Raw genomic sequence first — 25,310 nt, 5'->3', positions numbered from 1 at the left:
CCATCGTCTTGACGCCGATGAAGCCACGTTTTGCTGTGCGAGCACTTGATAACTTTTGAGCTGTCGCCGATCCCGAAGAATCGACTGTGACTGCCGCCATCGAGCGCCCACACTTATCGGTTGTTCGTTTGTTAAAGAGCTCACGCGCCGGCTTTGCCGTTCGCGTCGCTGCGTTGTCAGCAGCAGAGAAACGAGATTATGCAAAACATTTCGCTTCTCGTCAACAGGTTGTCAGCACTTTTTTGCTGCGGCTCCAGCACCGCAGCACCTTCGCCTTCCCCGCCAACCCCGCCGCCGTTCGGCTGCGAGGGGGCGAATATTAAGGGAGCGTGACAGCCATTGCAAGCGCTTTTTTCGGGACCCCGCGATGCCGCTTCACAAGTCGCATCGATCACTCCTCGAATCGATGGGGTGCCAGGGATGGGATCAGTCAAGCGCCAGCGATGGAATCAATCCGGCCCCGCCGATCGATCAATCAGGCCCCAACGCGGTCGCGGCGCTTAGAATCGCTGGATGCCGAACCCGCCCAGCCACCACGACCAGCCTACTTATCTAGCGGAACGCCTGCCCGCGGATGCGCCGCGCCAGCTCGACGCCGTCACCCTGGCGACCGCCCTGGCCCGGCCGATCGTCTTCGTCGATCTGGAAACGACCGGCACGGACGCGCAGCGCGACCGCATTACCGAGATCGGCGTGGTCGAGGTCGGCCCGGACGGCGTGACCGAATGGGACACGCTGCTGGACCCCGGCTGCGCGATCCCGCCCTTCATCCAGCGCATGACCGGCATCACCGAAGAGATGGTGCGCGGCCAACCGACCTTCGAGTCATTGGCCGAGAGCCTGGCCGAGCGGCTGCAGGGCAAGCTGTTCGTCGCCCACAATGCCCGCTTCGACTATGGCTTTCTGAAGCAATCGTTCACCCGCGCCGGCATTACGTTCCGCGCGGACGTGCTCTGTACCGTCCGGCTGTCGCGCGCGCTGTTTCCCTCGGTGGAGCGCCACGGGCTGGACGCGCTGATCGCACGCTTCGGCCTGCAGCCGAAAGGCCGGCACCGCGCGCTCGCCGACGCCGAGCTGTTGTGGCAGTTCTCGCAACAGGTGCACGGACTCTATTCAGTCGAGCTGGTCGAATCGGCGATCGCCTCGCTGGTCAAGCGCGCCAGCCTGCCGGCGGGCCTGGAAGAGACCGCGCTCGACGACGTCCCGCAGGCGCCCGGCGTCTATCTGTTCCACGGCGACAACGACGCGCCGCTCTACGTCGGCAAGAGCGTCAACCTGCGCCAGCGGATCGGCGCGCATTTCTCGGGCGACTATCGCTACGGCAAGGACCTGCGGCTGTCGCGCGCGGTGCGGCGCGTCGAATGGCGCGAGACCGGCGGGGAGATCGGCGCGCTGCTGCAGGAAGCGCTGCTGGTCAAGCAGCTGGAGCCGGTGCACAACACGCTGTTGCGGCGCAAGGGGCCGCTGTTCGCGTGGGAACTGCCGGACGGCCTGATGGCGCCGCGCCTGCGTTCGGACCGCGATACCGATTTCAGCCGGCATCGCGGCCTGTTCGGCGTCAGCGCCAGCCGCGCCGGCGCGTATGCCCGGCTGCGCGAACTGGCCGAACAGCACGGCCTCTGCCAGGCCACGCTGACGCTGGAACCGCAGGCTCGGATCGGGACGCCGTGTTTCGCGCGCCAGCTCCATCGATGCGCCGGCGCCTGCGTCGGCGCGGAGCCGCTGCGCGCCCATCGGGAGCGCCTGGCCGACGCGCTGCGCCCGCTGGCGGTCGCGCCGTGGCCCTTCGCCGGCCCGATTGCCTGGCGCGAGCAGGACCACGCGCGCGCCCAATGGCATGTCATCGATAACTGGTGCTATCTCGGTTCGGTGGCCTCGATGGACGATGCGCAGACGCTGCTGGCCGAGCCGGCCCGCTTCGACCTGGACAGCTATCAGATCCTGGCGCCGCACCGCGGGCGGCTGCTTGCGGAGGCCATCGTGCTGCCTCGTCCGTCGACCTTCGAGCTGCGCCCCTGCGAGCCGATCGTCGCCGCGCGACGAGACAGCGCGGCCGGACCGGCACGGCCCAGGCGCATACCCGCCGCGCAGACGCCGCTGCCGCTGTTCGAGTTCTGAGCAACCACCAGCCATCGACGCGCGCCGGCCGAGATAGTCAAGGAGTCGATCGTCTGTACGCCGCCGCACATTGCCGCCTTGGCAATGCGCGCCAGGTCGCATAGCCTGCCTCGTAACGGAACAGCCGCAGCGGGAGCCGCCATGCCTTCGATTCGCGCTTCATCCCCGGCCCACACACCGGCCTCGCGCTGGCGCGAGCGCCTTGCGAAAGCGAAAGGGAGAGCGAAAGCGACAGCCACAGCAGCGGCCACCGCCCTTGCCGCGGCGTCGCTGTTCGGCTGCGTCAGCCCGCAGACCGGCGCGATGCAGTCGATCGTCGACTCGTGGCGCGGGACCCCGATCGACCAGGCCAGTACCCAATGGGGCCCGCCGGCCTCCGTGCAGCCCCTCGCCAATGGCAACGCCTACGTCTGGGTCGACGAATTCCCGCGCGCGCAGGCGCCCGGCAGCGGTCCGCGCGAAGCGCGTGCGCCGACCGACCCGGCGCCCGCCACGGTGGGCCGCTGCCAGCGCCGGTTGATGGCCGGCGCCGATGGCATCGTCCAGGGCGGCGACTGGAGCGGCGACACCTGCTGCCTGACCACCGCCTTCGGCCGCTGCGCCGCGCTGCTCAATCGCAAGCCCAAGGGTTGAGCCGCACCGGAGTTGAGCCGCACCGGATCGCATCACGCCGCACCAAAGCCGCGATGCGATCCCAACCCCGGCGCCCACAGTTGGCGCATCGGGCCGCGTCGATGCCACCGCGCGCGCCGATGCCGCGTGGCATGCCTCTTGCGATATTCCCGTTCGAGTAGAAGCGGTTAGCGCCGACGCATCGCCATCGCAGGCCGATGCCCCGGCGCGGGACATTGCTCTCACGACCACCGGTCGTCACCGGCAGCGCCATGCGCGCGCCGCGTGTTGAACCCGGCCGCCCCGGCCGCGAACGAGAGAGAGCGCACACAATGTCCCGTCCCTGCCATTCCTTCCCGTCCCATCGCCTCGCCGTACCGCGGCCGCCGTAAGCGCCGGCACGGCCGCGCTTCGCCTCTTCCCTTCGACGACGACACGACCCCACAGACCCCATGAACACGTCGCACCTCGCTCCCTCCTTCGCGGCAGAGACCGCATCGCCCATCGTCCCGCACCGCCCGCGCAGGCGCCTGCTTGCCGGCGCATTCGCAGCCGCGGCCGCATTGACCATCGCACCGCTGACGGCCTTCGCCGTCGACAAGGTCACCTTCCTGACCTCCTGGTATGCGCAGGCCGAGCACGGCGGCTTCTACCAGGCCGTGGCCGAGGGCATCTACAAGAAGCACGGCCTCGACGTGACCATCCGCATGGGCGGGCCGCAGGTCAACGGCATGCAGATCCTGACCAGCGGTCAGGCGGACTTCCTGATGGGCTACGACCTGCAGGTGCTCAAGAGCATCGAGCAGGGCGTGCCGGTGACCACGGTCGGCGCCTCGTTCCAGAGCGATCTGCAAGGGATGATGACGCACGACGACGTCAATGGCCTTGCCGATCTGAAGACCCGCACGGTGCTGGTCTCCACCTCGGGCCGCACCACCTGGTGGCCATGGCTGAAGGCCAAATACCAGCTCGACGAGGCCCAATCGCGCGTCTACACGTTCAACCTGCAGCCCTTCTTCGCCGACCGCAACACCGCGCAGCAGGCGTACGCGTCGTCGGAGGTGTTCGCCGCGGAAAAGGCCGGCGTCAAGACGCGCTTCTTCCTGTTCGCCAACGATGGCTATCCGCCCTACGGCACCACCATCGTGACGATGCAGAAGACGGTCAAGGACAAGCCCGATCTGGTCGCACGCTTCGTGCGCGCTTCGATGGAAGGCTGGAAAAGTTATCTCGCCAATCCCGCCGCGGCCAACGCGCTGATCAAGCGGGACAACCCCAACATGAAGGACGACCAACTTGCCTGGGGCCTGGCCAAGCTCAAGGAATTCCGGCTGGTGGACGGCGGCGACGCGGCGCGCCAGGGCATCGGCGTGATGACGGACGCGCGCTGGCAGAAGACGCGCGACTTCATGGTCGGCGCGGGGCTGCTGAAGGCCGAGACCGACTGGAAGCAGGCCTACACCACGCAGTTCGTCAGGGACCTGAAGGTCATGCCCTGAGCGGCGCGCCCGCACTGACCATCGCACATTCAAACCCGGCGCCATCGCGCGTCTTCCCTTCGCATTCCGAGGATTCATCATGCTGGTCACCCGACAACCCGTGCTGCGCCGCTTCTGGTACGCGCTGATGCCGGTCTCGATGCTCGACGACGGCCCCAAGCCCTTCACGCTGCTCGGCGAAAACCTGGTGCTGTGGAAACGCCCAGACGGTACGCTGGCCGCGCTGCGCGACCGCTGCTGCCACCGCACCGCGAGGCTGTCCAAGGGCTGGGTCAACGAACGCGGCGACATCGTCTGCGGCTATCACGGCTGGGAGTACGACTGCTCCGGCGCCTGCGTGCGGATTCCGCAGGCGCCCGACAACCGGGTCCCCGCGGGCGCCCGCGTGCCGGCCTATCGCGCGCAGGAGAAGTACGGCTACGTGTGGGTCGCGCTGGACGATCCGCTGCAGCCGATTCCCGACTTCCCCGAAGAAGGCGACCCCGCCTATCGCCGCATCCTGCAGTACTACGAGAGATGGAACACCAGTCCGCTGCGCGTGATGGAGAACGCCTTCGACAACTCGCACTTCAGCTTCGTCCATCGCGCCAACTTCGGCATCGCCGACCAGCCCAGGCCCGAGAAATACGAGCTGACGCAGCGCGATTGGGGTTTCGAGGCGGAGACGCTGGTGCCGATCCGCAATATCGAAGCGGGCCATCGCGTGACGGGCACCACCGAGCCGATCACGTACCGGCATATGTTCAACCGCTGGGACATGCCCTTCACGCGCCGCTTCGGCTGCATCTATCCGGCGAGCGGACGCCATCACATCATCTACAACTGCGCGACGCCGATCGACGACGGCACGGTGATGCTGTCGCAATGGCTGTACCGCAACGATCGCGAGGAAGACTGCTCGACCGAGGAGCTGATCGCCTGGGACGCGCCGATCGTCGCCGAAGACCGCGAAATCCTCGAAGCCACGGACTACGACGCCTGCATCGATACGCGCCGCCGCGTCGAGTTCCATATGGAGTCGGACAAGCCCGGCCTGCTGATGCGCAGGATGCTGCTGGATCTGCTGGAGAAGCACGGGGAGAAGGAAGTGTTCCGCGTGCCCGTGGTCGGCGGCTGAGCCATGTTCGCGGACCCGCGCGATACCCGCGCCTTCGAGGCGCCGATCCTGTTCGCCAACCAGGTCGAGAAGACCTACCCCAACGGCACCGTGGCGCTCGAGCGCGTCAAGCTGTCGATCCGGCCCGGCGAATTCGTCTCGCTGCTGGGCCCGTCCGGCTGCGGCAAGAGCACGCTGCTGAAGCTGTTTGCCGGGCTGGAGGCGCCCTCGGCCGGCCACCTGCGCTGGTGGGGCGAAGGCACGTTGCCCGGCGCCTGGCCCGCTGCCGCCGACGGCGCGCGCCGCACGCTGGCGATGGTGTTCCAGGAGGCCACGCTGATGCCTTGGGCGAACGTCGCCGACAACGTACGGCTGCCGCTCGATCTTGCCCGCATGCCGCGCGAGCAGGCCAACGAACGGATGCGGCGGGCGCTGGCACTGGTTGGCCTGGCGCAGTTCGGCCAGGTCTATCCGCGCGAGCTGTCCGGCGGCATGCAGATGCGCGTGTCGATCGCGCGGGCGCTGGCGACGGAGCCGGACCTGCTGCTGATGGACGAGCCCTTCGGCGCGCTCGACGAATTCACGCGCAACCGGCTCGACGCCGATCTGCGGGCGCTGTGGGCCGAGCGCGGCCTGACCGTGGTGTTCGTCACGCACAGCATCTACGAGGCGGTCTATCTGTCGAGCCGCGTCGTGGTGATGGCGGCACGGCCGGGCCGCGTGATCGCCGACGTGGCGATCGACGGTCCCGCGGTACGCGACGAGGCCTACCGCGTCTCGCCCGAGTTCATGCAGCACTGCGCGCGGCTGTCGGCGCTGCTGGCGCAGGCCAATACCGGCGTCGCGCCGGCCGATCCTGCATAGCCGCGCCAACGCGCCTCGAAGGAGTCCGATCATGGCATCCCCCCTGCTGTCCCGTCCCGCCGTGCAGCGCATCGCCGCGCCGCTGGCCGTCGGCGCGCTGATGCTGCTGGCCTGGCAGGCCGTCTGCATCTGGCTCGACGTGCCGCCCTATCTGGTCCCCACGCCCTCGGCGATCGCCCGCACGCTGGTCCAGGACTGGGCGCTGCTGTCCGGCTCGCTCTGGGTGACCCTGCGCATCACGATGCTGGCGTTCGCGCTGGCCGTCGTGCTGGGCACCGCGGCTGCCTTCGTGTTCGTGCAGAGCCGGCTGATCGAGGCGAGCCTGTTTCCCTACGCGATCCTGCTGCAGGTCACGCCCGTCGTCGCCATCGCGCCGCTGATCATCATCTGGGTCAAGGAGCCCACGTTGGCACTGGTCATCTGCGCCACCATGGTCGCGATCTTCCCGATCATCTCGAACACCGTGCTGGGCCTGCGCAGCGTCAATCCCGGACTGCTGAACCTGTTCCGCATCAACCGGGCCACGCGCTGGGACACGCTGCGGCGGCTGCGGATACCGAGCGCGCTGCCGTACTTCTTCGGCGGCTTGCGGATTTCCTGCGGCCTGGCGCTGATCGGCGCGGTGGTCGCCGAGTTCGTCGCCGGCACCGGCGGCACCGGGGCGGGCCTGGCCTACCAGATCCTGCAGGCCGGCTTCGCGCTCAATATCCCGCGACTGTTTGCCGCGCTGGTGCTGATCACGGTGACTGGCGTGCTGCTGTTCGGCGCGATGGTGGTGCTGTCGCGGCTGGCGCTGTCCCATTGGCATGAAAGCGAGCTGGCATGAGCGAAGCCTACCCTTGCATCGAAACCGGCCGCATGGCGGAAAATGCCGCGCCCACGCTGCTGATCCGCAACGCCACCGCGATCCTGACCGGCCTCGCCGGCGATGCGGCGCGCCATCCCGGACCGGACATCCGCCTGCGCGGCGGCCGCATCGAATCGATCGGCACGCTGCCGCCGCTCCCCGGCGACACCGTGATCGACGCCACCGATTGCGTGGTCTATCCCGCCTGGGTCAATACGCACCACCACCTGTTCCAGTCGCTGCTCAAGGGCGATCCGGCCGGACTGAACCTGACGTTGACGCCCTGGCTCGGCGCCACGCCGTACCGCTTTCGCGGGGCCTTCGACGAGGCGAGCTTCCGCCTGGCGGCCCGCATCGGCCTGATCGAACTGCTGCGCAGCGGCTGCGGCACGGTCGCCGATCACAACTACCTGTACTACCCGGGCATGCCGTTCGACGGCTCGGCCATCCTGTTCGAGGAAGCGCAGGCGCTGGGCCTGCGCTTCGTGCTGTGCCGCGGCGGCGCGACCCGTACGCGCCAGCTCGAAAGCGAGCTGCCCCAGGCGCTGCGCCCCGAAACGCTGGAGGCCTTCCTCGCCGATTGCGAACGCCTGAGCGCGCGCTACCACGACAGCGCCGCCGATGCGATGCGGCGCGTCGTAATGGCGCCGACCACGCCGCTGTACTCGATGTCGTCCGACGAACTGCGGACCTGTGCCCGCACGGCACGGCGGCTCGGCATCCGGCTGCACAGCCATCTGTCCGAGACCGTCGTGTACCAGAACGCCGCCCGCGCGATGCACGGCACCACGCCGGTCGGCTTCTGCGCCGAGGTCGAATGGCTCGGCCCCGACGTCTGGTTCGCCCATCTGGTCAAGCTGGACCGCGACGAAATCCGCATGCTGGGTGCAACCAGGACCGGCATCGCGCATTGCCCGCAGAGCAATGGCCGGCTCGGCAGCGGCATCGCCGATCTGCCGGCGCTGGAGGCGGCCGGCGTGCCGGTCTCGCTCGGCGTCGATGGCGCCGCGTCGAACGAGGCCGCCGACATGATCAGCGAGGCCCACGCCGCCTGGCTGCTGCAACGGGCGCGGCGCGGCCACGCGGCGCGGCCCGTGTTCGAGGGCGGGCGCTTCGAAGGCGGGGCGGATGCCGCCAGCGTCGAGGACGTGGTGCGTTGGGGCACGGCCGGCGGCGCCGCCGTGCTCGGTCTCGACGCGGTCGGCGCGCTGCGGCCGGGCATGGTCGCCGATCTGGCGATCTACCGGCTCGACGATCCGCGCTGTTTCGGCCTGCACGACCCGGCCATCGCGCCGGTCGCCAGCGGCGGCCGCCCGGCGCTGCGCGCGCTGATCGTCGCCGGCCGCGTGGTGGCCGAACACGATGCGATTCCGGGCGTGGATCTCGCGGAGCTGGGCGCGCAGGCGCGCGAGGCGGTGCGTCGGCTGAAAGAACACGCGTGCGAGGCCCCCGCGACATGAGGGCACCGTTAAGGGCGCGGGTAGAGACAAGAGAAAACCGAGGGGCTTGCTGTCGGACGCGATGGTCTGCCCGGTGCGCAGAGGATCTTCGCCCCGCCAGGCCGCAGCCAGCGCGCGATGGAGAGGACGGACGGCCTTCCGCCGATCACCCGCCCATCACCCGCCGATAACCGTTGCCAAACCCGACCCACATTCATAAAATGCGAATCGTTCTCATTTCCCAGCATTCACCGGACCTGGACCCGCGCCATGGCCGGAGCCCCCCATGTCCGCCGTCGAGTCCCTGCCGTCGCCGCCGATCGATGCCCTGTACAGCGACCATCATTCGTGGCTGTTCGGCTGGTTGCGCAAGAAGCTGTCGTGCCCGCACGACGCGGCCGACGTGGCGCACGACACCTTCGTGCGGATCCTGGCCTCGCGCGATGCGCTGGCCGGCGTGCGCGAGCCGCGCGCGTATCTGACCACCACCGCGAAGCGGCTGATCATCGATCGCGCGCGGCGGCACAAGCTCGAGCAGGCCTATCTGGCCGAACTGGAACAGGCCGCGGCCTCGCTGGAGGGCTTTCCGTCGCCGGAGCAGACCGTGGCCGCGCTGCAGGCGCTGGCGCAGATCAGCGCGGCGCTCGACGGCCTGCCGCCGAAGCCGCGCGAGGCCTTCCTGATGCACTACCTCGACGGGCTGACGCATGCCAGCATCGCCGCGCATCTGGGCGTGTCGACACGGATGATCCATAAATACCTGGTGCAGGCGCTGGCGCATTGCGCGCTGGCGGATGACGACGCGGGCGCGGTGGAGACCCAACACGGCGTCACCGCTGCAGCGTCGCGCGCGCGATGAGCGCGCGTCTTGAGGACGACGACCCGGTCGCGCAGGCCGCCGACTGGGTCGCCCGGCTGACCGCCGACGATCCCCAGGAGCGCGCCACCGCCCAGATCGAGTTCGCACGCTGGAAGGCCGCCGACCCGCGGCACGCACGCGCCGCCGCTCGCGTGGAATCGCTGCTCGAGCGCCTGCAAGGCCTGCGCGAGCACGCCGGCGGCGACGCCCGCCCCGCCCGCGCCGCGTTGCGCGCCGCCTTCGACGACGGGCGGCATGAAGGGCGGCGTGCCGGACGAGATGACCGACGACATGACGGACCGCATGATGGACTGCATGACGGGCCGCATGACGGCGTGCGCGACGGCATGCGGGACGGCAAACCGTCGCGCCGCCGCCGCACGCCACGTCATCTCGGCGCCCTGGCCGCCGCGCTGGTGACAACCGCCGTCCTCGCGCTGTCGCTGCATGCGTGGCCGCCGGCCTATCTGCTGGCCGATCTGCGTACCGGCACCGGACAATGGCAAACGCACACGCTGCCCGACGGCAGCCGCCTGACGCTCAACAGCGGCAGCGCGGTGGACCTGCGCTACGACGAGGGGCGCCGCCTGATCGAGCTGATCCGCGGCGAGGTGCTGATCGACGTCGCGCGCGATCCGGCACGGCCCTTCGTGGTCCGCACCGCGCAGGCCGATATCGAGGCGCTCGGCACGCGCTTCAGCGTCGACCGCGACGATGGCCGGACCGTGCTGACGATGCTGGAGTCGAAGGTCCGGGCCCGCGCCACCGGCGCGCACAGCGAGCCGCGCCAGGCGGTGGTGTCGGCCGGCGAACGCGTCGCGGTGACGGCGGCCGGCCTCGGGCCGATCGAACGGGTCGATGCGAGCAGCATCGAGCAGGCCTGGCAACGCCACCAGCTGATCGCCCGCGGCCAGCCGCTGCCCGAGCTGCTGGACGCGCTGAATCGGCATCGCCCGGGCTGGATCGGCTACGACCGCAAGCAGATCGCCGACATACGCGTCTTCGCGGTACTGCCGCTGGACGACACCGAGCAGGCGCTGCAATTGCTGGCCAATGCGCTGCCCGCGGTGCGGGTGCGGCAGTTGACGCCATATCTGGTGTGGGTGGACGCGCCGGCGGCGCAGTAAGTCGACGCGCCGCGATCGTGTTCTCCCTCGCCCCCTTGCAAGCGGGGACGGGAGAAAACACCGCCATCCCGCCCTTCCGGTTCCGGTCGCTGTCCCTCATCCGTCAAGCACAAGAACAACAAAAGCACGGAAACCGCGACATCATGAGCCACATCCATTCCGAGCCCGCGCGGCCTCGCCCGCGCGCCCTCGCCGTCCAGCTGACGGTCCGCCTTGCCGTCGGCGCCGCGCTGGCGAGCGCCATGGCGCTGCCCGCGCGGGGCCACGCGCAGACGCAAACGCAGACGCCGCGGCAGACGCCAACACCGACGCCAACACCAACACCAGCGCAGGCCCAGTACGACATCCCCGCCGGCCCGCTGGCCGAGGCGCTGACACGCTATGCCCAGCAGGCCGGCGTCGCCATCACGGTCGACGCCGACAAGCTGCGCGGCTTGCGCACGCAGGGCCTGCGCGGCCGCTATGGCGTCGACGAGGGCTTCGGGATACTGCTGCGCGGCAGCGGCTACGCGATCGGCAGGACGCCGGCCGGCTATCTGCTCGTGCCGGCCGCCACGCCGGCGCCGCAGGCCAGCGCCGCGCCGGCCGATGCCGCGATGCTGCCGGCGGTGACCGTCACCGGCAGCCAGGAAACCGCGCTGAGCCCCGGCGTCGGCTTCGTCGCCAAGCGCAGCGCCGCCGGCACCAAGACCGACACGCCGCTCGCCGAAACGCCGCAGTCGATTTCGGTGGTCACGCGCCAGCAGCTGGACGACCAAAAGCCGCGCAGCGTGTCCGAGGCGCTGAACTACACGCCCGGCGCCTTCACCGCGCTGGTCGGCGCGACCAACCGCTACGACTACGTCGCGCTGCGGGGCTTCATCGACAGCAGCGTCGACAACTCGCTGCTCGACGGCCTGAAGGTGCTGGGCGATCCCGGCAGCTACAGCTCGATGCAGGTCGATCCGTATTTCCTCGAGCGGATCGACGTGATTCGCGGTCCCGCCTCGGTGCTGTACGGACGCGCCTCGCCCGGCGGCGTGGTCGCGCTGACCAGCAAGCGGCCGCAGTTCGAGCGCGCCGGCGAGGCCCAGGTCACGGTAGGCAATCGCAACCGCTACGAGGCCGGCTTCGACGTGACCGGCCCGATCGACGACAACGGCGTCGCCGCCTACCGGATCACCGCGATCGGCCGCTCGATGGACACGCAGTACCGTCATGTCGAGGAAGAACGCTTCGCCATCGCGCCGTCGCTGCTGCTGAACATCAGCCCGGACACGCGCCTGCTGCTGCAGGCCTATCTGCAGCGCGACCCGCATGGCGGCTATCACGGCGCGATTCCGTCGGATGCCACCATCACCGCCGCGCACAACGGCCGCCGCATCCTGCGCAGCTTCTTCGACGGCGAGCCCGGCCACAACGAATTCACGCGCACGCAACGCATGGTCGGCTACCAGTTCGAGCATGCATTCAACGACCGCTGGCAGTTCCGGCAGAACTTCCGCTATCTGTCGTCGGATGTCACGCTGCAGCAGGTCTACGGCTATGGCTGGGCCGGCCCCAACACGCTGACCCGCTACTACTCGGGCGCCAACGAGAGCCTGGACGCCTTCATCGTCGACAACCAGCTGCAGGGGCAGTTCGATACCGGTCCGCTCAAGCACACGCTGCTGTTCGGCGTGGACTACCAGCACCGCCATGTCGACGGCTGGTGGGAATCGGGCAGCGCCGCGCCGATCGACGCGTTCGATCCCGTCTACGGCAACGCGGGCCTGTCCGGCCTGTTCCGCGCCAATATCGACCGCAAGCTCGAGCAGACCGGCCTCTATCTGCAGGACCAGATCGCGTGGGATCGCTGGCGCCTGGTGCTCGGCGGCCGCCACGACATGGCCAAGGTCTCGAACCTCGGTTTCGGCGCCGCCTCGCGCTCGGAATGGGACGGTTCGAAGTTCACCAGGCGCGCGGGCCTGGTCTATCTGTTCGACAACGGCATCGCGCCCTATGCCAGCTATAGCGAGGGCTTCAACCCGAGCGGCAGCACCGCCCGCGACGGCAGCCTGTTGCCGCCGACCGAGAGCCGGCAGGTCGAGATCGGCGTCCGCTACCAGCCGCCGCGCAGCAGCACGCTGCTGTCGGCCTCGCTGTACGACCTGACGCAGGACAAGGTCGCGGCGCGCGTGCTGTCGACCCCGTACTACCAGCCGGCCGGCAAGGTCCGCTCGCGCGGGCTCGAACTGGAGGCGCGCTCGCGCGTGACCGACAAGCTGTCGCTGCTGGCCAGCTACACCTACACGCATATGCGCTACGTCGAGTCGCCCGAGGGCGTGGTCGGCAACACGCCGTACCAGGCGCCGCAGCACATGGCCTCGGTATGGGCCGACTATCTGGTGTTCCCCGGCTTCACGGTCGGCGCCGGCGTGCGCTATGTCGGCACCAGCTGGGCCGACAACGAGAACTCGCTGAAGGTGCCGTCGTACACGCTGGTCGACCTGATGATGCGCCTGGACCTGAGCCGCATCAGCCCGTCGCTGAAGGGCGCTGGACTGCGTGTCGCCGCCACCAATCTGTTCGACAAGACCTACGTGTCCTCGTGCGCCGGGCTGCTGAACTGCTACTACGGCGAAGCGCGCAACGTGATGGCGACGCTCACCTATCAGTGGTGATCAGCGGGTGATCGGTGGTGATCGGCCGCTGGCGCGGACCCGTTCGCGGCCCGGTTCGCGGCCCGGTTCGCGGATCCATTCCCCGGCCATTCGCCGGTCTGCGCCAGCACTGGCGACATGCTGACGAACCGGCCGCGCAGCGGCAGCACGCCCGGGCGCCGGATCACCTGCTCGACCCGCATCCGCACCAGCCGCTCGGCGCCCGCGTAGGCCTGCACCTCCGGCCCTTCCCAGACGATCTCGGCGCGGACCGCCACATGCAGCAGCGTGCCGGTCTCCCAATCGACGAACAGCAGGCCGGCGCGCGGGCTCGCGACCAGATTGCCGATCGTGTTGAAGTAGGCATTGCCGTTGAAGTCGGGCATCACCAGCGTGTCGTCGCCATCCACGCGCACGAAGCCCGGCTTGCCGCCGCGATGCGAGACATCGGCGCCGCCGCTGTGCGGTGCCTCCGGATCGCTGTGATGCGAGGCGATGAACAGCGTGTCGGCGCGCCGCACCAGCGCGATCGCCTCGTGGTCGAGCCGGTCCAGTACCTGCGGCTGGGCGACGCCCGCATCCTCTGACGGCACGTGCACCGGCAACAGCTCCCGCTGCTGGATATAGCGGGGGCAGTTGCCGAAGCTCTGCCGCACCTGCACCGTAAAGCCGGCTGCGTCGCGCCGGGCGATTACGCCATTGAGGCGATTGCGCCGGCGGGTCGGCAGTTCGATGCCGAGCAGGCCAAGCTCGGCGCCATCGCGCAGCGCGCCATCGAGCGGATCGCCGGGCAGCGGCGGCGCATCGATGCGCAGCTGCAGCGGATCCAGCGCGTGCGCAAATCCCGGCGTCCCGGCCAGCATGGTGGCCCAGACGCCGCCATCGTCGGTGCGCGCGCCGGCCAGCATGAACGGCAGCTGCGCGTAGAACAGCCGGTGCTGTTCCAGCATTTCGCCGCGCACCACGCGGCGCCCTACCCCTTCCATCTGCTCGCGCTTGCCGGCGCGCTGCTGCGCCAGGCGCTCGCCGCTGTGGAAGGGAGAGCCCTCGTAGGGCCAGGTCGGCAGTTCCATGATCGCGCTCCGCAATGACAGGTTGGTTCAGGCCGCTTGCGCAACAGGCATCGGCACGAAGCGCGGCAACGCCTCGACGCGCGCCAGCCACGCGCGGATCGCGGGATACGGCGCCAGGCTGACGCCGCCTTCCTCGGCGCGAGCGATATAGGCGTAGGCGGCGATGTCGGCCAGCGTCGCATGGTCGGCCGCGAGATACGGCGCGGCCGCCAGCAGCGGCTCCATCACCTCGAACAGGCGTGCGGCCTGCTGCCGCGCGTCGTCCACCGGCAAGTCACGGCCGAACAGCTTGGCGATGCGGGCGCGCGCCGGCCCATAGGCGATCTCGCCCGCGGCCACCGACAGCCAGCGCTGCACGGCCGCCGCCTTGACCGGATCGCGCGGCAGCCAGCGGCCCTCGTGGTCGTAGCGCAGCGCCAGATAGACCAGGATCGCGTTGGAGTCGGCGATCACGGTGCCGTTGTCGTCCAGCACCGGAATCTGGCCGAACGGATTGAGCCGCAGGAAGGGCTCGGCCTTGTTCGCGCCGCCGCGGACATCGACCAGCTCGCAGCGGTAGGGCAGGTCGAGCAGCGACAGCAGCAGCTGGACGCGATGGCAATGGCCTGACAGCGGCACGTGATACAGGACCAGCGGGGCGGCGGGATGCGAGGGGGAGACCGGGGATGAGAGGGAGTTCAGGACAGCGGACATGGTCGGCTCCATTGACGGCAAGCGTCTGGAAGAGGTTGAAGACGTTGGAGAGGTTGAAGACCTTGAAGCGGTTGGTGAATGCCCGCATTGTGGTCGGCGACCGGTCCGCAATAAAGCGCGCCGAATGTATTTGACTACTCCGATAAATGGAGTAATGTCGCGCGATGGACAAACTTCGCGCGATGCAGACTTTCGTTCGGATCGTCGACAAGGGCAGCCTGACCGCCGCCGCGGCCTCCCTCGGCACCTCGCTGCCCGCGGTGGTGCGCACGCTGGCCGCGCTGGAGGCCCATCTGCAGGTCCGCCTGCTGAACCGCACCACGCGCCGGCTGGCGCTGACCGAAGACGGCCGCAGCTACCTCGACAGCTGCCGGCGCATCCTGGCCACCATCGACGAGGTCGAGGCCGGATTGACGACGCGGCAGGTCGAACTCGCCGGCCACCTGACCGTGACCGCGCCGATGCTGTTCGGCCAGATGTATGTGGCGCCCGCGGTCACGCGCTTCGTGCAGCGCTATCCCGCGGTGCATTGCTCGCTGAACTTCGCCGATCGGGTGGTCGACCTGCTCGAGGAAGGGGTCGATGTCGGCGTGCGGATCGGGCCCCTGCGCGATTCGACGCTGATCGCGCAGCCGGTCGGCCGGATCCGCCGCGTGGTGGTCGCCACGCCGGCCTTCCTGCGCAAGCATGGCGTGCCGCGCCATCCGGAGGACCTGACGCGGCAGCCCTGCCTGCGCTTCAGCAATGGCAATCCGCACTGGTGGACCTTTCAGGACGATGGCCGCGTGTTCCAGGTGCCGGTCACCGGCAATCTGGAATTCAACCAGACCGCCCCGGCGGTCGCGGCCTGCGCGGCCGGCGCCGGCTTCGGCCACTTCCTGTCGTACCAGGTCGCGCCGCTGGTGGCCGAGAAAAAGCTGCGCATCGTGCTGGAGGACTACGAGCTGGCGCCGTGGCCGCTGTCGGTGCTCTATCCGCATGCGCGGATGCTGCCGGCGCGCACGCGCGCGCTGATCGACTGGCTCAAGGCCGATCTGGCGCCGCGCTTCCCATAGTGGCTGCGATCCCGCCGGCGATACTCGCACTGGCGGGGCCGATTATTCCTGCACCTTATTCCTGCACCTTATTCCAGCACCAGCCCGGTCCGCCGGATCAACTCGCCCCATTTGCGCACCTCGCCGTCGATGAACTGGCCGAAGGCCGCGCTGCTCATCGGCTCCGGCTGCAGGCCGAGCCCGTGCAGCTTCGCCCGGATGGCGGGGTCGGCAAACACCGCGCTGGCATCGCGATTGAGCTGGCGCACGATCGCGTCCGGCGTACCGGCTGGCGCCACCAGCCCGAACCAGCCGTAGCCGACCACGCCGGCATGGCCCTGCTCGGCGAAGGTCGGCGCGTCCGGATACACCGGGCTGCGCTGCTCCGACGCGACCGCCAGCACGCGCAGCTTGCCCGCCTTGATGAAGGGCAGCGCCGAGGTGATGGCGGTCAGCGTCGCGTCGACGCGACCCGCCAGCAGTTCGGTATAGGCGGTGGCATCGCCCTTGTAATGCACGGTCAGCGCCTTGAAGCCGGCCTGCGCGGCAAACAGCTCGCCGGTCAGGTGCGGCCCCGAGCCGATGCCCGGCGAGGCGAACGTGATGCCGTCCTTCTTCTCGCGCGCGAGCTTGACGAAATCGGCCAGCGTGCGCGCCGGCGAGGCGGCATTGACGATCAGGAAGACCGGCCCGACCACGCGCGGGCCGACCGGCTTGAAGTCCCTGGCGACGTCGTAGCGCTGTTTCAGCCCCGCCGCTGTGTTGATCGCGAACGGCGCGGCCGCCCACAGCAGCGTGTAGCCGTCCGGCGCCGCATGCGCAACCAGCTCGTTGGCCACGCGCGTACCGGCGCCCGGCCGGTTCTCGACTACGAACTGCTGCCCGTACTTCTGGCTCAGCGCGTCGGCCAGCACGCGCGCCGAGGTGTCGTTGGACCCGCCGGCGCCGTAGGGCGAGACCAGCTTGACGGGGCGCGAAGGGTAGCTGTCGGCGTGGGCGACCGGGGCCAGGGCAAGGCCGACGGCAAGCACCAAGGCGGCCATCAGACCTTTGGCGAGCCGGCCGCCGCGAAGGACATCAAGCATCCGAAAGACACGAAGGACACGAAAGCCATGGACTACATCGGAGCGCATCATCGCGGCCCCCTCAGGCGATCCGCCGCACGGGCGGAATGACGTACTGGCCCGCGATAAAGGCAGGGCTCGGGTGATAGAGGCGCAGGATCAGATAGAACGGTCCCGCCGGCGCCGGCAGCCAGTTGTCGATCGAAGCGGGACGCGCATGCGAGATCGCGATCGCCAGGCTGCCGTCGTCCTCGTAGCGCAGGCCCGGCGTGCGGTCGCCGATCGCATAACGGCCGATGGCGTTGGCGGTGAAGAAGCGGTCCTCGCCGTACAGCGACACCGACCAGAACGCCTGCGCCGGCGGCAGATGGCCCGCCGGGAAGCGCAACTCGTAAGTGCCGGCGCCGGTCAGCGGCTGCCCGTCGGCATCGAAGTCCGCCATCGCGTAGACCGCCTCGTCGGCGCGCAGCGCGCCCAATCCCTTCATCGCGGTGGTCGCGCGCATCAGCCAGTCGTCGCCGTAGACGCCGAGCTTCAGGCTGTAGCCCCAGCTCTTGCGTCCCTGGCTGCGCGTATGCGCCTCGATCAGATCCATGCCTTGCCGATAGGCGCTGACCAGGCCCGCCTGCACCGCCGGCCGCAGCGCGGCGATGTCGACCTCGTCCTCGAGCCGGATGCCCAGGCGCCGCAGCAGCGTCAGCAGGCCGCGCTCCTCCGGCGACGGCGGAAACTCCCGCAGCGCCTGGAACAGGTTGTGAAAGAAGTCGAGCGCGGCGTCGCCGGTCTCGCGCCACAGCCGCACGCATTGCGGCTGGCGCCCGATCGCTGGCGCATCGAGCCGGAAGCCCTGCTCGAACGCATGCGCGGCCGGCAGGTCCTGCTCGCCCTGTACCAGCACGCGGCCGATCAGCCAGACCAGCGACGTCGGACACGCGACCGCGCGGCCGGCACCCGCCTGCTGGCCGGGGCCGACCAGTTTCACCGCGGCGCCCTCGGCCGGCACATTGCGGGGCCCGAGATTCTCGAAGTTGTTGGTATGCGCGTCGAGCAGTTCGACCACGTAGTAGCGGTCCGGGTCGCTCAGCGGCGGCACCTGCAGCGTGACCGGACCGTCGGACAGGTCGATCCAGCCGCAGAAGTACAGCAGGTCGTTGGCCGGCGTGACGATGTCGCGGTCCTCGTGGGTCCATTGGCGCGTGCTGGCCGACAGCACGTTGACCGGCGCGCGGCCGTAGCCGGTGGCCGCCTGGACCGACGTCTGCAGGCGGCAGGTGCGCAGCGTTTCGATCAGCGGGTAGCCGTAGATCACCAGCGGCAGCGCCGCGGCGGCGGTCAGGGCCTGCTGGGGGTTGTCGTAGACGGGGGCGGAGAAGATGGGGCTGGCGGGATGGTTCATCTCGGGTGCTCGCTTGGGGTTTCAATGCGCGTCGTGCCGCAGTGTGATGACGGCGTCGGCCGCCACCGGCCCGTCGGCCGTGACGATGAAGGGATTGATCTCCAGCGTGTCGAGCCGCGGCCCGATCGCGGCGGCGGACTGCGACACGCGCACCAGCACCTGGGCCACCTGTTCGAGCGGCACGGCCGGATTGCCGCGATGGCCGGCGAACAGCGCCTCGGCGCGGCTGTCGCGCAACATCGCCAGCGCGCGAGGCATCGACAGCGGCGCCAGTCCGAATGCCATCTGGCGGAACACCTCGACCGCGGTGCCGCCGATGCCGGCCAGCGCGACGAGCCCGAACACCGGATCGCGCCGCACGCCGACCATCAGTTCGCCCCCGCCGCGCACCATGCGCGCCACCACCACGCCCTCGAAGGGCACCGGCGCACCGCCATGCCGGGCCGCATGCCGGCCGATCGCGTCGCGCACCCGCGCAAAGGCCGCGCGCACCGCATCGGCATCGTGCAGGTTCAACGCCACGCCGCCGACATCGCTCTTGTGCAGGATCTCGCGCGAGCACAGCTTGACCGCGACCGGATAGCCGAGCCGCTCGGCGATGCGCACCGCCTCGCCGGCATCGCGCGCCAGGCCGTGCGGGGCCACCGGCACGCCGGCTTCGGCCAGCAATTGCATCGCCTCGTGTTCGGACAGCGCGTTGGCGTCGGCGGCAATACGTGGCAACTGTGGCAACTGTGGCAAGGCCTCAGCCGCGGACTCGCCGCGGCTTTCCGCACCCTGCGCCGCCGCACGCGCCAGCGCGGCAACCGCTTCCATCGCGTGCGCGGGCTCGCGGAACACCAGGCAGCCGTGCTGCTCCAGCCAGGCGCGGCGATCATCGGCCACCAGCCCGCACAGCAGCAGCGGCGCGCTGGCGGTCGTCTCGTGCAGCGCGGCGACGGTGCGCTGCAGCTCGGGCCACAGCGCCGGTGCATTGGCGCCGGCGGCCAGGAACGCCACCACGCTGCCGTATTCCCCGCATTCGGCGACGTCGCGCAGCGCGTCCAGCAACACGCGCGGCTGGGCCACGATCTGGCCGGTCACATCGATCGGATTGGCGGTGCTGGCGAACGGGATCGCGGCACGCAGCGCTTCAGCCGGGCCGGCCGGCATCGCAGGCATCGGCAAACCCAGCTGCTCGGCGCGATCGGCCATCATGATGCCGACGCCGCCGGACACGGTGACGATCGCCACCGGCGCCACCGCATCGGCGGCCAGGCCGCTGGCGCTGTGCCAGCGCGACGGCCGCCGGCCGCGCGACAGCACATAGCCGAGCCGGAAGAACGCTTCCAGCGATTCGGCGCGATGCACGCCGTATTCGTCGAACACCGCCTGGTAGACCGCGTCCTCGCCCGCCAGGCTGGCGGTATGCGATTGCGCCGAGCGCGCGCCGGCCTCGGTGACGCCGACCTTGGCGACCACCACCGGCTTGCCGGCCGCACGCGCCGCTGCCAGCGCGCGGCGCAGCCGCTCGCCATCGCGGCAGCCTTCCATATAGGTCAGGATCACGCGCGTGTCGTCGTCGTGCGCCATCCATTCGATCACGTCGGCGACCTGCAGCCCGGCCTCGTTGCCGGTAGTGACCCAGTGGCTCAGGCCGAGCCCGGCCTCGCGCGCCAGCGCGAAGGCATAGGCGCCGAAGGCCCCGCTCTGGCTGACCAGTCCCACATCGCCCAGCGGCGGCAGCCCGCTCAGCGGAATCGGCGAGAAGGTTGCGAACATGCGCTCGCGCAGGTTCATCGCGCCCAGGCAATTGGGCCCCAGCAGCGTGATGCCGTGATGCCGCGCCTGCTCGGCCAGCGCCTGCTGCATGCGGGTGCCGTCCTCGCCGACCTCGGCGAAGCCAGACGTGAAGAACACCGCCGCGCGCGTGCCGTTGGCCGCCAGCTGCGCCATCACGTCGGCGCTGGCCAGCGCCGGCACCGCGACGATGGCCAGGTCGACCGGCTCGCCGAGCGCGGCAAGCGAGGGCGTGGCGGGTAACCCCTGGATCTCGGCCGATGCCGTGTTGACCGGATGCACGCGGCCGCCGTAGCCGAGCTCGCGCAGCAACCGGATCGGCATGCCGCCGACCTTCTCTGGTTGGGACGAGGCGCCGATCACGGCGATCGAGCGCGGCCGCAGCAAGGCGGTCAGGTCGGGGAGCGGTGTGGGGGTCGGTTCGCGCGTCGGCGCGGGGGTCGGCGCAGGGGTCGGGTCTGGCATCGATGTCTCCGTTGTCGTTGTGGGCCGATGCCGCCGTGGCGGCGGCATCGTGGTGTCTCTCATGTTGTCGCGTTCGCCAGGTCGCCGGAACCCGCTGCGGGAACGTGCCACGCCGGCGGTGGCCGGGCGGCGGCCCGGCGTGCGCTATCGCCCGACGCCCGCTGCCTGCTCGATGCTGCGGACCATCTCGACCAGCATCGGCGCCACGCGCTTTTCCAGCATGCCGCGGCGCAGCTTGCTGCCGGCAATCGCGCAGTTGAACAGCAGCGGGCGGTTCAGATAGACGATGCGCGAGTAGATGCCGACGCCATGCACGCCGATGCCCGCCTCGCCCTCGTTGGTCGCGAAGCCGCGTTTCGGATAGTGGGCGACGTTGTGGCAGATGCGGTCGTAGCTGGCGGCGTATTCGTCGGGACGCTCGCGCTGGGCGATCTCCATCAGCCGCTGGAACTCGGCCTTGGACAGCGTGCACAGGAACGCGCGGCCCATGCCGGTGTTCAGCACCGAACGCACCGCGCCGACACCCGGCCGCGCCGGCGTGCCCTCGTTGTGGGTGCAGGTGAGCAGATAGGTCACGTCGAGCCGGTGCGCCACGCCCATCGACACCGCGCCCTCGATGCGGTCGGCCAGCGCCTGCATCAGCGGCCGCGCGGTATGCCGCATCGGCAGGCCCGTCAGGTACGGATAGCCGAGCGCCAGCACCTGCGCGCTGACGAAGTACTTGTCGAGCTTCGGGTCCCAGTCGAGATAGCCCAGCTCGTACAGGGTCTTGCAGATGCGCGACACCGTGGCGCGCGGCAGTTGCAGCCGGCGCGACAGTTCGCCATTGCCCATCGGCTGCGGCTCGTCGATGAAGCAGCGCAGCAAGGCAAAGCCCTTGGCGAGCAGGCCGCCGAACGACGGATCGTCGCGGCGGCGCTCGGCGATGAATTGTTCGACCGGCGTGTTCATGTTGTCTCCTGAAATCCAGTGTGGGTGGCCTCGGCAACGACCGTCAAATGATGGAACGAATTTCCAGATATTGGAAATAGAGCGGCTTCCGTTGACGCTCCCCGCGCGTGCCCCTAACGTGACCGGACACTGGATCGGACGCTGGGCCGGACAGATGGCGCACGCATTGGCGTCGCCGGTCGAGCCTGCATTCCGGTCCGCATTCCGGTCCGCATCCCTGTCCGCATCCCTTATCCGCACCCGTATCCGTAGCCGCCTCCGGAAGCCGCCATGACCCCTGCCTCCCCGTTCCCGCTGCCGGGCACCGCGCGCAGCGCCTTCCCCGCGCTCGACACCCGTTCGCTGCTGCACGCGCCCAAGCGCCAGCGTGCCCGCGATACCGAGCAATCGCTGCTGGCGGCGGGCCGCACGCTGCTGGCCACGCGCGACTTCGAAGCGATCTCGGTGGCGCAGATCGTCGCGGCCTGCGAGCTGTCGGTCGGCGCCTTCTATGGGCGCTTCCGCGACAAGGCGGCCTTCTTCGAAGCGTTGCAGACGGCGGCGGTACACGAGGCGCAGCAGGCGATGGCGCACCATCTGGCGTCTTCGCGCTGCGCCGCGCTGCCGACCGCGGTGCTGCTCGACAAGGCGATGCGCCTGCTGGTGCGCGGCTGCCGCGCCCAGCGGGGCCTGCTGCGGGCGGCGCTGCAGCAGGCCGGCGCTCGCCCCCAGGCGTGGCAGCCCCATGGGGACTGTGCGACGGCCTTTGCGGACCGGATGGTGGCGCTGCTGGTGCCGCGGCTCGGCGACGACACCCGGGCCGAGGCGAAGGTGCGCTTCGCCATGCAGGCCGTGTTCGGCATGCTGGTCAATGCGCTGCTGCATGACCCGCTGCCGGTGCGGCTGGACGACGACGAACTGCCGGTGCAGATGGCGCGGCTGATCGGCAGCTATCTGGCGCCGATGCGGGATTGAAGCCAGCGAGCGGGCCAGGCCCATCGCGATCCCAAACCATCATCACAAGACGGAGACCAGCATGAACCCACGCAGCAAGGCGGCCAGGCATCAGGCGCCACGATGCACGATGGCGCGATACACGATGGCACGATGGTTGGCGCGACGCACGACGGCGATGCGCGCCGCCACCCTGGCGCTGCTGACGGTGGCAGCCATGCCGCTGCATGCGCAGGACACCTACCCGAGCAAGCCGATCCGGATCGTCGTGCCCTATCCGGCCGGCGGTTCGACCGACACGCTGGCCCGCACGCTGGGCGACACGCTGAGCCAGCGGCTGGGCCAGCCGGTGGTGGTCGAGAACAAGGGCGGCGCGGGCGGCATCATCGGCACCGACCATGTCGCCAAGTCAGCGCCCGACGGCTACACGCTGCTGATGACGGTGCCCGGCCCGATCACGGCTAACCTGGCACTGTACAGGAAGCTGCCCTACGATCCGCGCACCGATCTGCAGCCCGTCTCCGACATCGCCACCATGCGTACCGTGCTGGTGGTCAACAGCGCGCTGCCGGTCAAGAACGTCGACGAATTGCTCGCCTACGCGAAGGCCCATCCCGGCGCCTTGCGGATGGGATCATGGGGACCCGGCACGCAGCCGCATACGATCCAGTCGTATCTGGCCAAGACGAAGGGCCTCGATATCCTGCACGTGCCCTATCGCGGCGAAGGGCCGATGGTGTCGGATCTGCTGGCCGGGCAGGTCAACATGACGATCGGCTCGGTGACCGCGCTGAAGCAGCACATCGCCACCGGCAAGCTGCGCCCGCTGGCGGTGATCGGCACGCGCCGGGCGGTGGGCCTGCCCGATGTGCCGACCTTCGCCGAGGCGGGTTACCGCGATCCGGCCTACGAGGTCGTCGGGCCGACCACGCTGCTGGCCCCCGCGAAGACGCCGCCGGCCATCGTCGAGCGGCTCGGGCGCGAGGTCAGCGCGCTGGTCAGGAGCGGCCCGCTGGCGCGCCGGATCGACGAGATGGGCGCCGAGCCGGTCGGCAATCTGCCGGCCGAGGCGAGCAGCGCGTATCGCGCCTATCTGCCGGTGGTGCTGAAGCTGACCGCCGATACCGGCGTCAGGCTCGACTGACGGCTTGCGAGCGTAACTTCAGCGGCACCTCCCACGACAACGCGCCGCGCTCGGCAAACATCGTGCGATATCGGTCCACCAGTTGCAGCAGCGCTCCTTCGCAGGGCTCGGGCAGCGCGTCGGCCAGGCGCAGGCACTGATGCCGGGCCAGTGTCTGGATCCAGCCGTTCAACGCGATGTCGGCGTGCTTGTCGCGCGGGTCGCCCCAATAGTCGTCGATGTTCCTGAGCAGCACCGCGGCGAGGGCATCATGGGTGTCGGAGACGTCCTCGCCCTGGGTGACGGCGTGCCAAAGCGCCCGCACGATCGCCCGCATCAGTTCGCGCCGCCGGTCCGGATCCGGCAGGGAGACCAGCGTCCACAGCAGATTGTCCTCGCGCTGATGCAAGGGCTTGAGCATGGCCCGGCGTACGGCGCCGTTGGTGAACACGTCGCCGGCCAGCACCAGGCGCGCGCCCGTCAGGTCCGCGCCGTGCAGCGTCGCGCCGGCCAAAGCCATCATGTCGAGCGTCTGGCCGTGCAGATCGGCACCATGCAGCGAGGCGTTCTGCAGCCGGGCCGCGGCGAGCCGCGTGCCGGACAGCTTGGCCGCGTCCAGCCGGGCGCCGCGCAGGTCGGCACAGCGCAGATCGGCTCCCTGCAGATCGGTGCCGACGAGGCTGGCCCCGGCGGCCTTGCAGCGGATCAGCACCGCGCCGCGCAAGTCGGCGCCGCTCAGATCGAGCGGGCCCAGGTCGCTGTCGCGCAGATTGCGTCCGCGCAAGTCCGCGCCTGGGCCGAACAGATGCGCCGCGACGTCGGGACAAAGGCGGCGCAGGTCGATGCCCGGCGGCATGGCGGGCCGGCTCTGCGGCGGCACCTTGCCCGCGCCTTCGGATGCGCCCTCGGATGCGGCCTCCGATGCGCCGTCGGGTTCCGCGTGCGGCCGCTGGACGTATTGCAGCAGCTCGGCGCGACGCCGACGGCCGGCGGCCGCGCTCTGCGTCGACAGGCTGCCCCGGTCGAGAGCCGGCGGCAGCCAACCGTTGACGTAGCGAGGCAGCACGCGCGGCCGCGCAGCGCCGCCGTTGCCATCGGCGCCGCCACCGCCATCGACCTGCACGCGCAGCGCGTCATGCTTGACGAAGCGGCGCACCCTCGCTTCCCACAGCACTTCGTCGCCACCGAGGCGCAGGCACCGCATCAGCCGCGCGAAGCGCTGCCGGTGCGTCATCTGCCAGAGCGAAGCGGTCTTGATCTTCCAGCCGGCGTCCGAGCGGCACAGGCGGAATCGATGCCCCTGGACTTCGATCAGTTCGCCGCGCACGAGCGCCGCGTTGATCGCCGGCCCGAGATGCGGCGATTCGACTGCCGCGCTGAAGGCGGTGCAGTCGCGATACGACAGGGTGTGATACGTACGCATCGTCTCGACCTCTTGATGTCTTGATGTCCCGACGTCCGGGAGGTTTGGGATGTCCGGGCTGTCCGGGATGTCCCAGGTGCCCCGGTGTCCCGATATGCCGATGTCTGGATGGAATGAAGAACGCCCTCCTCCGGGCAGGCGCCAAGGTAACCGCGTATGGCGACGCCATTTGCGTAACATGCCGCCACCTTTTGGAATTTGAGACGCGAAAGGCCCGCCGACGACGACAATGCAGCGCGGCCATGACCGGTATGCAGCGTGTCACGCTTGCTTGGCCGGCACTCGGAGCGCGCC

Annotated in this window: 20 protein-coding genes; 13 read left to right on the top strand and 7 right to left on the bottom strand. The window is 69.8% G+C overall.

Annotation, left to right across the window (positions count from 1 at the left end; all coding sequences use genetic code 11):
• Positions 1-513: 513 nt before the first annotated feature.
• From K7G19_RS09665 to K7G19_RS09620, 10 genes are all read left to right on the top strand, one after another.
• Positions 514-2,118, top strand: coding sequence for a 3'-5' exonuclease family protein (locus tag K7G19_RS09665; RefSeq protein WP_226107020.1), 1,605 nt, complete (start codon positions 514-516; stop codon positions 2,116-2,118).
• Positions 2,119-2,259: 141 nt separating this feature from the next.
• Entirely contained in the window at positions 2,260-2,751 is a 492-nt protein-coding gene (locus K7G19_RS09660; protein WP_226107019.1) for a hypothetical protein, read from the top strand.
• Between the two features lie 431 nt (positions 2,752-3,182).
• Positions 3,183-4,229: an ABC transporter substrate-binding protein gene (locus tag K7G19_RS09655; protein ID WP_226107018.1), complete on the top strand. Its 1,047-nt coding sequence runs from the start codon at positions 3,183-3,185 to the stop codon at positions 4,227-4,229.
• Between the two features lie 79 nt (positions 4,230-4,308).
• Positions 4,309-5,346 (top strand): aromatic ring-hydroxylating dioxygenase subunit alpha, encoded by a 1,038-nt coding sequence (locus tag K7G19_RS09650; RefSeq protein ID WP_226107017.1) that lies wholly within the window; start codon positions 4,309-4,311, stop codon positions 5,344-5,346.
• A gap of 3 nt (positions 5,347-5,349) precedes the next feature.
• Positions 5,350-6,189: an ABC transporter ATP-binding protein gene (locus tag K7G19_RS09645; RefSeq protein ID WP_226107016.1), complete on the top strand. Its 840-nt coding sequence runs from the start codon at positions 5,350-5,352 to the stop codon at positions 6,187-6,189.
• Between the two features lie 31 nt (positions 6,190-6,220).
• Positions 6,221-7,015 (top strand): ABC transporter permease, encoded by a 795-nt coding sequence (locus tag K7G19_RS09640; protein WP_149318667.1) that lies wholly within the window; start codon positions 6,221-6,223, stop codon positions 7,013-7,015.
• Positions 7,012-8,496, top strand: a complete 1,485-nt coding sequence (locus tag K7G19_RS09635) for an amidohydrolase family protein (RefSeq protein WP_226107015.1) — start codon at positions 7,012-7,014, stop codon at positions 8,494-8,496. The genes K7G19_RS09640 and K7G19_RS09635 overlap by 4 nt, the downstream gene beginning before the upstream one ends.
• Positions 8,497-8,761: 265 nt before the next feature.
• Positions 8,762-9,334 carry a sigma-70 family RNA polymerase sigma factor gene (locus K7G19_RS09630; RefSeq protein WP_226107014.1) on the top strand — a complete coding sequence of 191 codons (573 nt, stop codon included), beginning with the start codon at positions 8,762-8,764 and terminating at the stop codon, positions 9,332-9,334.
• The gene (locus K7G19_RS09625; RefSeq protein WP_150082343.1) at positions 9,331-10,461 is read left to right on the top strand and encodes a FecR domain-containing protein; all 1,131 of its coding nucleotides are present in this window, start codon (positions 9,331-9,333) and stop codon (positions 10,459-10,461) included. The genes K7G19_RS09630 and K7G19_RS09625 overlap by 4 nt, the downstream gene beginning before the upstream one ends.
• A 143-nt stretch (positions 10,462-10,604) precedes the next feature.
• Positions 10,605-13,103 (top strand): TonB-dependent siderophore receptor, encoded by a 2,499-nt coding sequence (locus tag K7G19_RS09620; RefSeq protein ID WP_226107012.1) that lies wholly within the window; start codon positions 10,605-10,607, stop codon positions 13,101-13,103.
• On the opposite strand, the gene K7G19_RS09615 is transcribed toward K7G19_RS09620, so the two are convergent.
• Together K7G19_RS09615 and K7G19_RS09610 are read right to left on the bottom strand one after the other, a co-directional pair.
• The gene (locus tag K7G19_RS09615) at positions 13,094-14,155 is read right to left on the bottom strand and encodes a pyridoxamine 5'-phosphate oxidase family protein (RefSeq protein ID WP_226107011.1); all 1,062 of its coding nucleotides are present in this window, start codon (positions 14,153-14,155) and stop codon (positions 13,094-13,096) included. The genes K7G19_RS09620 and K7G19_RS09615 overlap by 10 nt on opposite strands.
• A 27-nt stretch (positions 14,156-14,182) precedes the next feature.
• Positions 14,183-14,848, bottom strand: coding sequence for a glutathione S-transferase family protein (locus K7G19_RS09610; protein ID WP_226107010.1), 666 nt, complete (start codon positions 14,846-14,848; stop codon positions 14,183-14,185).
• A 164-nt stretch (positions 14,849-15,012) separates the two neighbouring features.
• Here K7G19_RS09610 and K7G19_RS09605 point away from each other — a divergent pair, with 164 nt between their 5' ends.
• A complete protein-coding gene (locus K7G19_RS09605; protein WP_226107009.1) occupies positions 15,013-15,903 on the top strand; it encodes a LysR family transcriptional regulator in 891 nt (296 codons plus the stop codon).
• Between the two features lie 68 nt (positions 15,904-15,971).
• Here the strand turns inward: K7G19_RS09605 and K7G19_RS09600 are convergent, their stop codons facing one another.
• From K7G19_RS09600 to K7G19_RS09585, 4 genes are all read right to left on the bottom strand, one after another.
• The gene (locus K7G19_RS09600) at positions 15,972-16,967 is read right to left on the bottom strand and encodes a tripartite tricarboxylate transporter substrate binding protein (protein ID WP_149318661.1); all 996 of its coding nucleotides are present in this window, start codon (positions 16,965-16,967) and stop codon (positions 15,972-15,974) included.
• Positions 16,968-17,028: 61 nt separating this feature from the next.
• Entirely contained in the window at positions 17,029-18,342 is a 1,314-nt protein-coding gene (locus tag K7G19_RS09595) for a DUF1254 domain-containing protein (protein ID WP_149318660.1), read from the bottom strand.
• Positions 18,343-18,363: 21 nt separating this feature from the next.
• Positions 18,364-20,586 (bottom strand): acetate--CoA ligase family protein, encoded by a 2,223-nt coding sequence (locus K7G19_RS09590; RefSeq protein WP_226107008.1) that lies wholly within the window; start codon positions 20,584-20,586, stop codon positions 18,364-18,366.
• A 144-nt stretch (positions 20,587-20,730) separates the two neighbouring features.
• On the bottom strand, positions 20,731-21,537 hold the full coding sequence (locus K7G19_RS09585; RefSeq protein ID WP_149318658.1) for an IclR family transcriptional regulator: 807 nt from the start codon (positions 21,535-21,537) through the stop codon (positions 20,731-20,733).
• Between the two features lie 270 nt (positions 21,538-21,807).
• Here K7G19_RS09585 and K7G19_RS09580 point away from each other — a divergent pair, with 270 nt between their 5' ends.
• Positions 21,808-22,491: a TetR/AcrR family transcriptional regulator gene (locus K7G19_RS09580; protein WP_149318657.1), complete on the top strand. Its 684-nt coding sequence runs from the start codon at positions 21,808-21,810 to the stop codon at positions 22,489-22,491.
• A gap of 157 nt (positions 22,492-22,648) precedes the next feature.
• On the top strand, positions 22,649-23,614 hold the full coding sequence (locus K7G19_RS09575; RefSeq protein ID WP_262484981.1) for a tripartite tricarboxylate transporter substrate binding protein: 966 nt from the start codon (positions 22,649-22,651) through the stop codon (positions 23,612-23,614).
• Here the strand turns inward: K7G19_RS09575 and K7G19_RS09570 are convergent.
• Positions 23,601-25,196: a pentapeptide repeat-containing protein gene (locus K7G19_RS09570; protein WP_226107007.1), complete on the bottom strand. Its 1,596-nt coding sequence runs from the start codon at positions 25,194-25,196 to the stop codon at positions 23,601-23,603. The two genes, K7G19_RS09575 and K7G19_RS09570, sit on opposite strands and share 14 nt — an antisense overlap.
• Between the last annotated feature and the right edge of the window lie 114 nt (positions 25,197-25,310).

Origin of the sequence: Cupriavidus sp. DB3 (genome assembly GCF_020418465.1) — a bacterium.
Taxonomy (GTDB): Bacteria; Pseudomonadota; Gammaproteobacteria; order Burkholderiales; family Burkholderiaceae; genus Cupriavidus; species Cupriavidus cauae.
The sequence above is the reverse complement of the archived record's forward strand: the minus strand, read 5'-3'. Positions and strand labels throughout refer to the sequence as shown.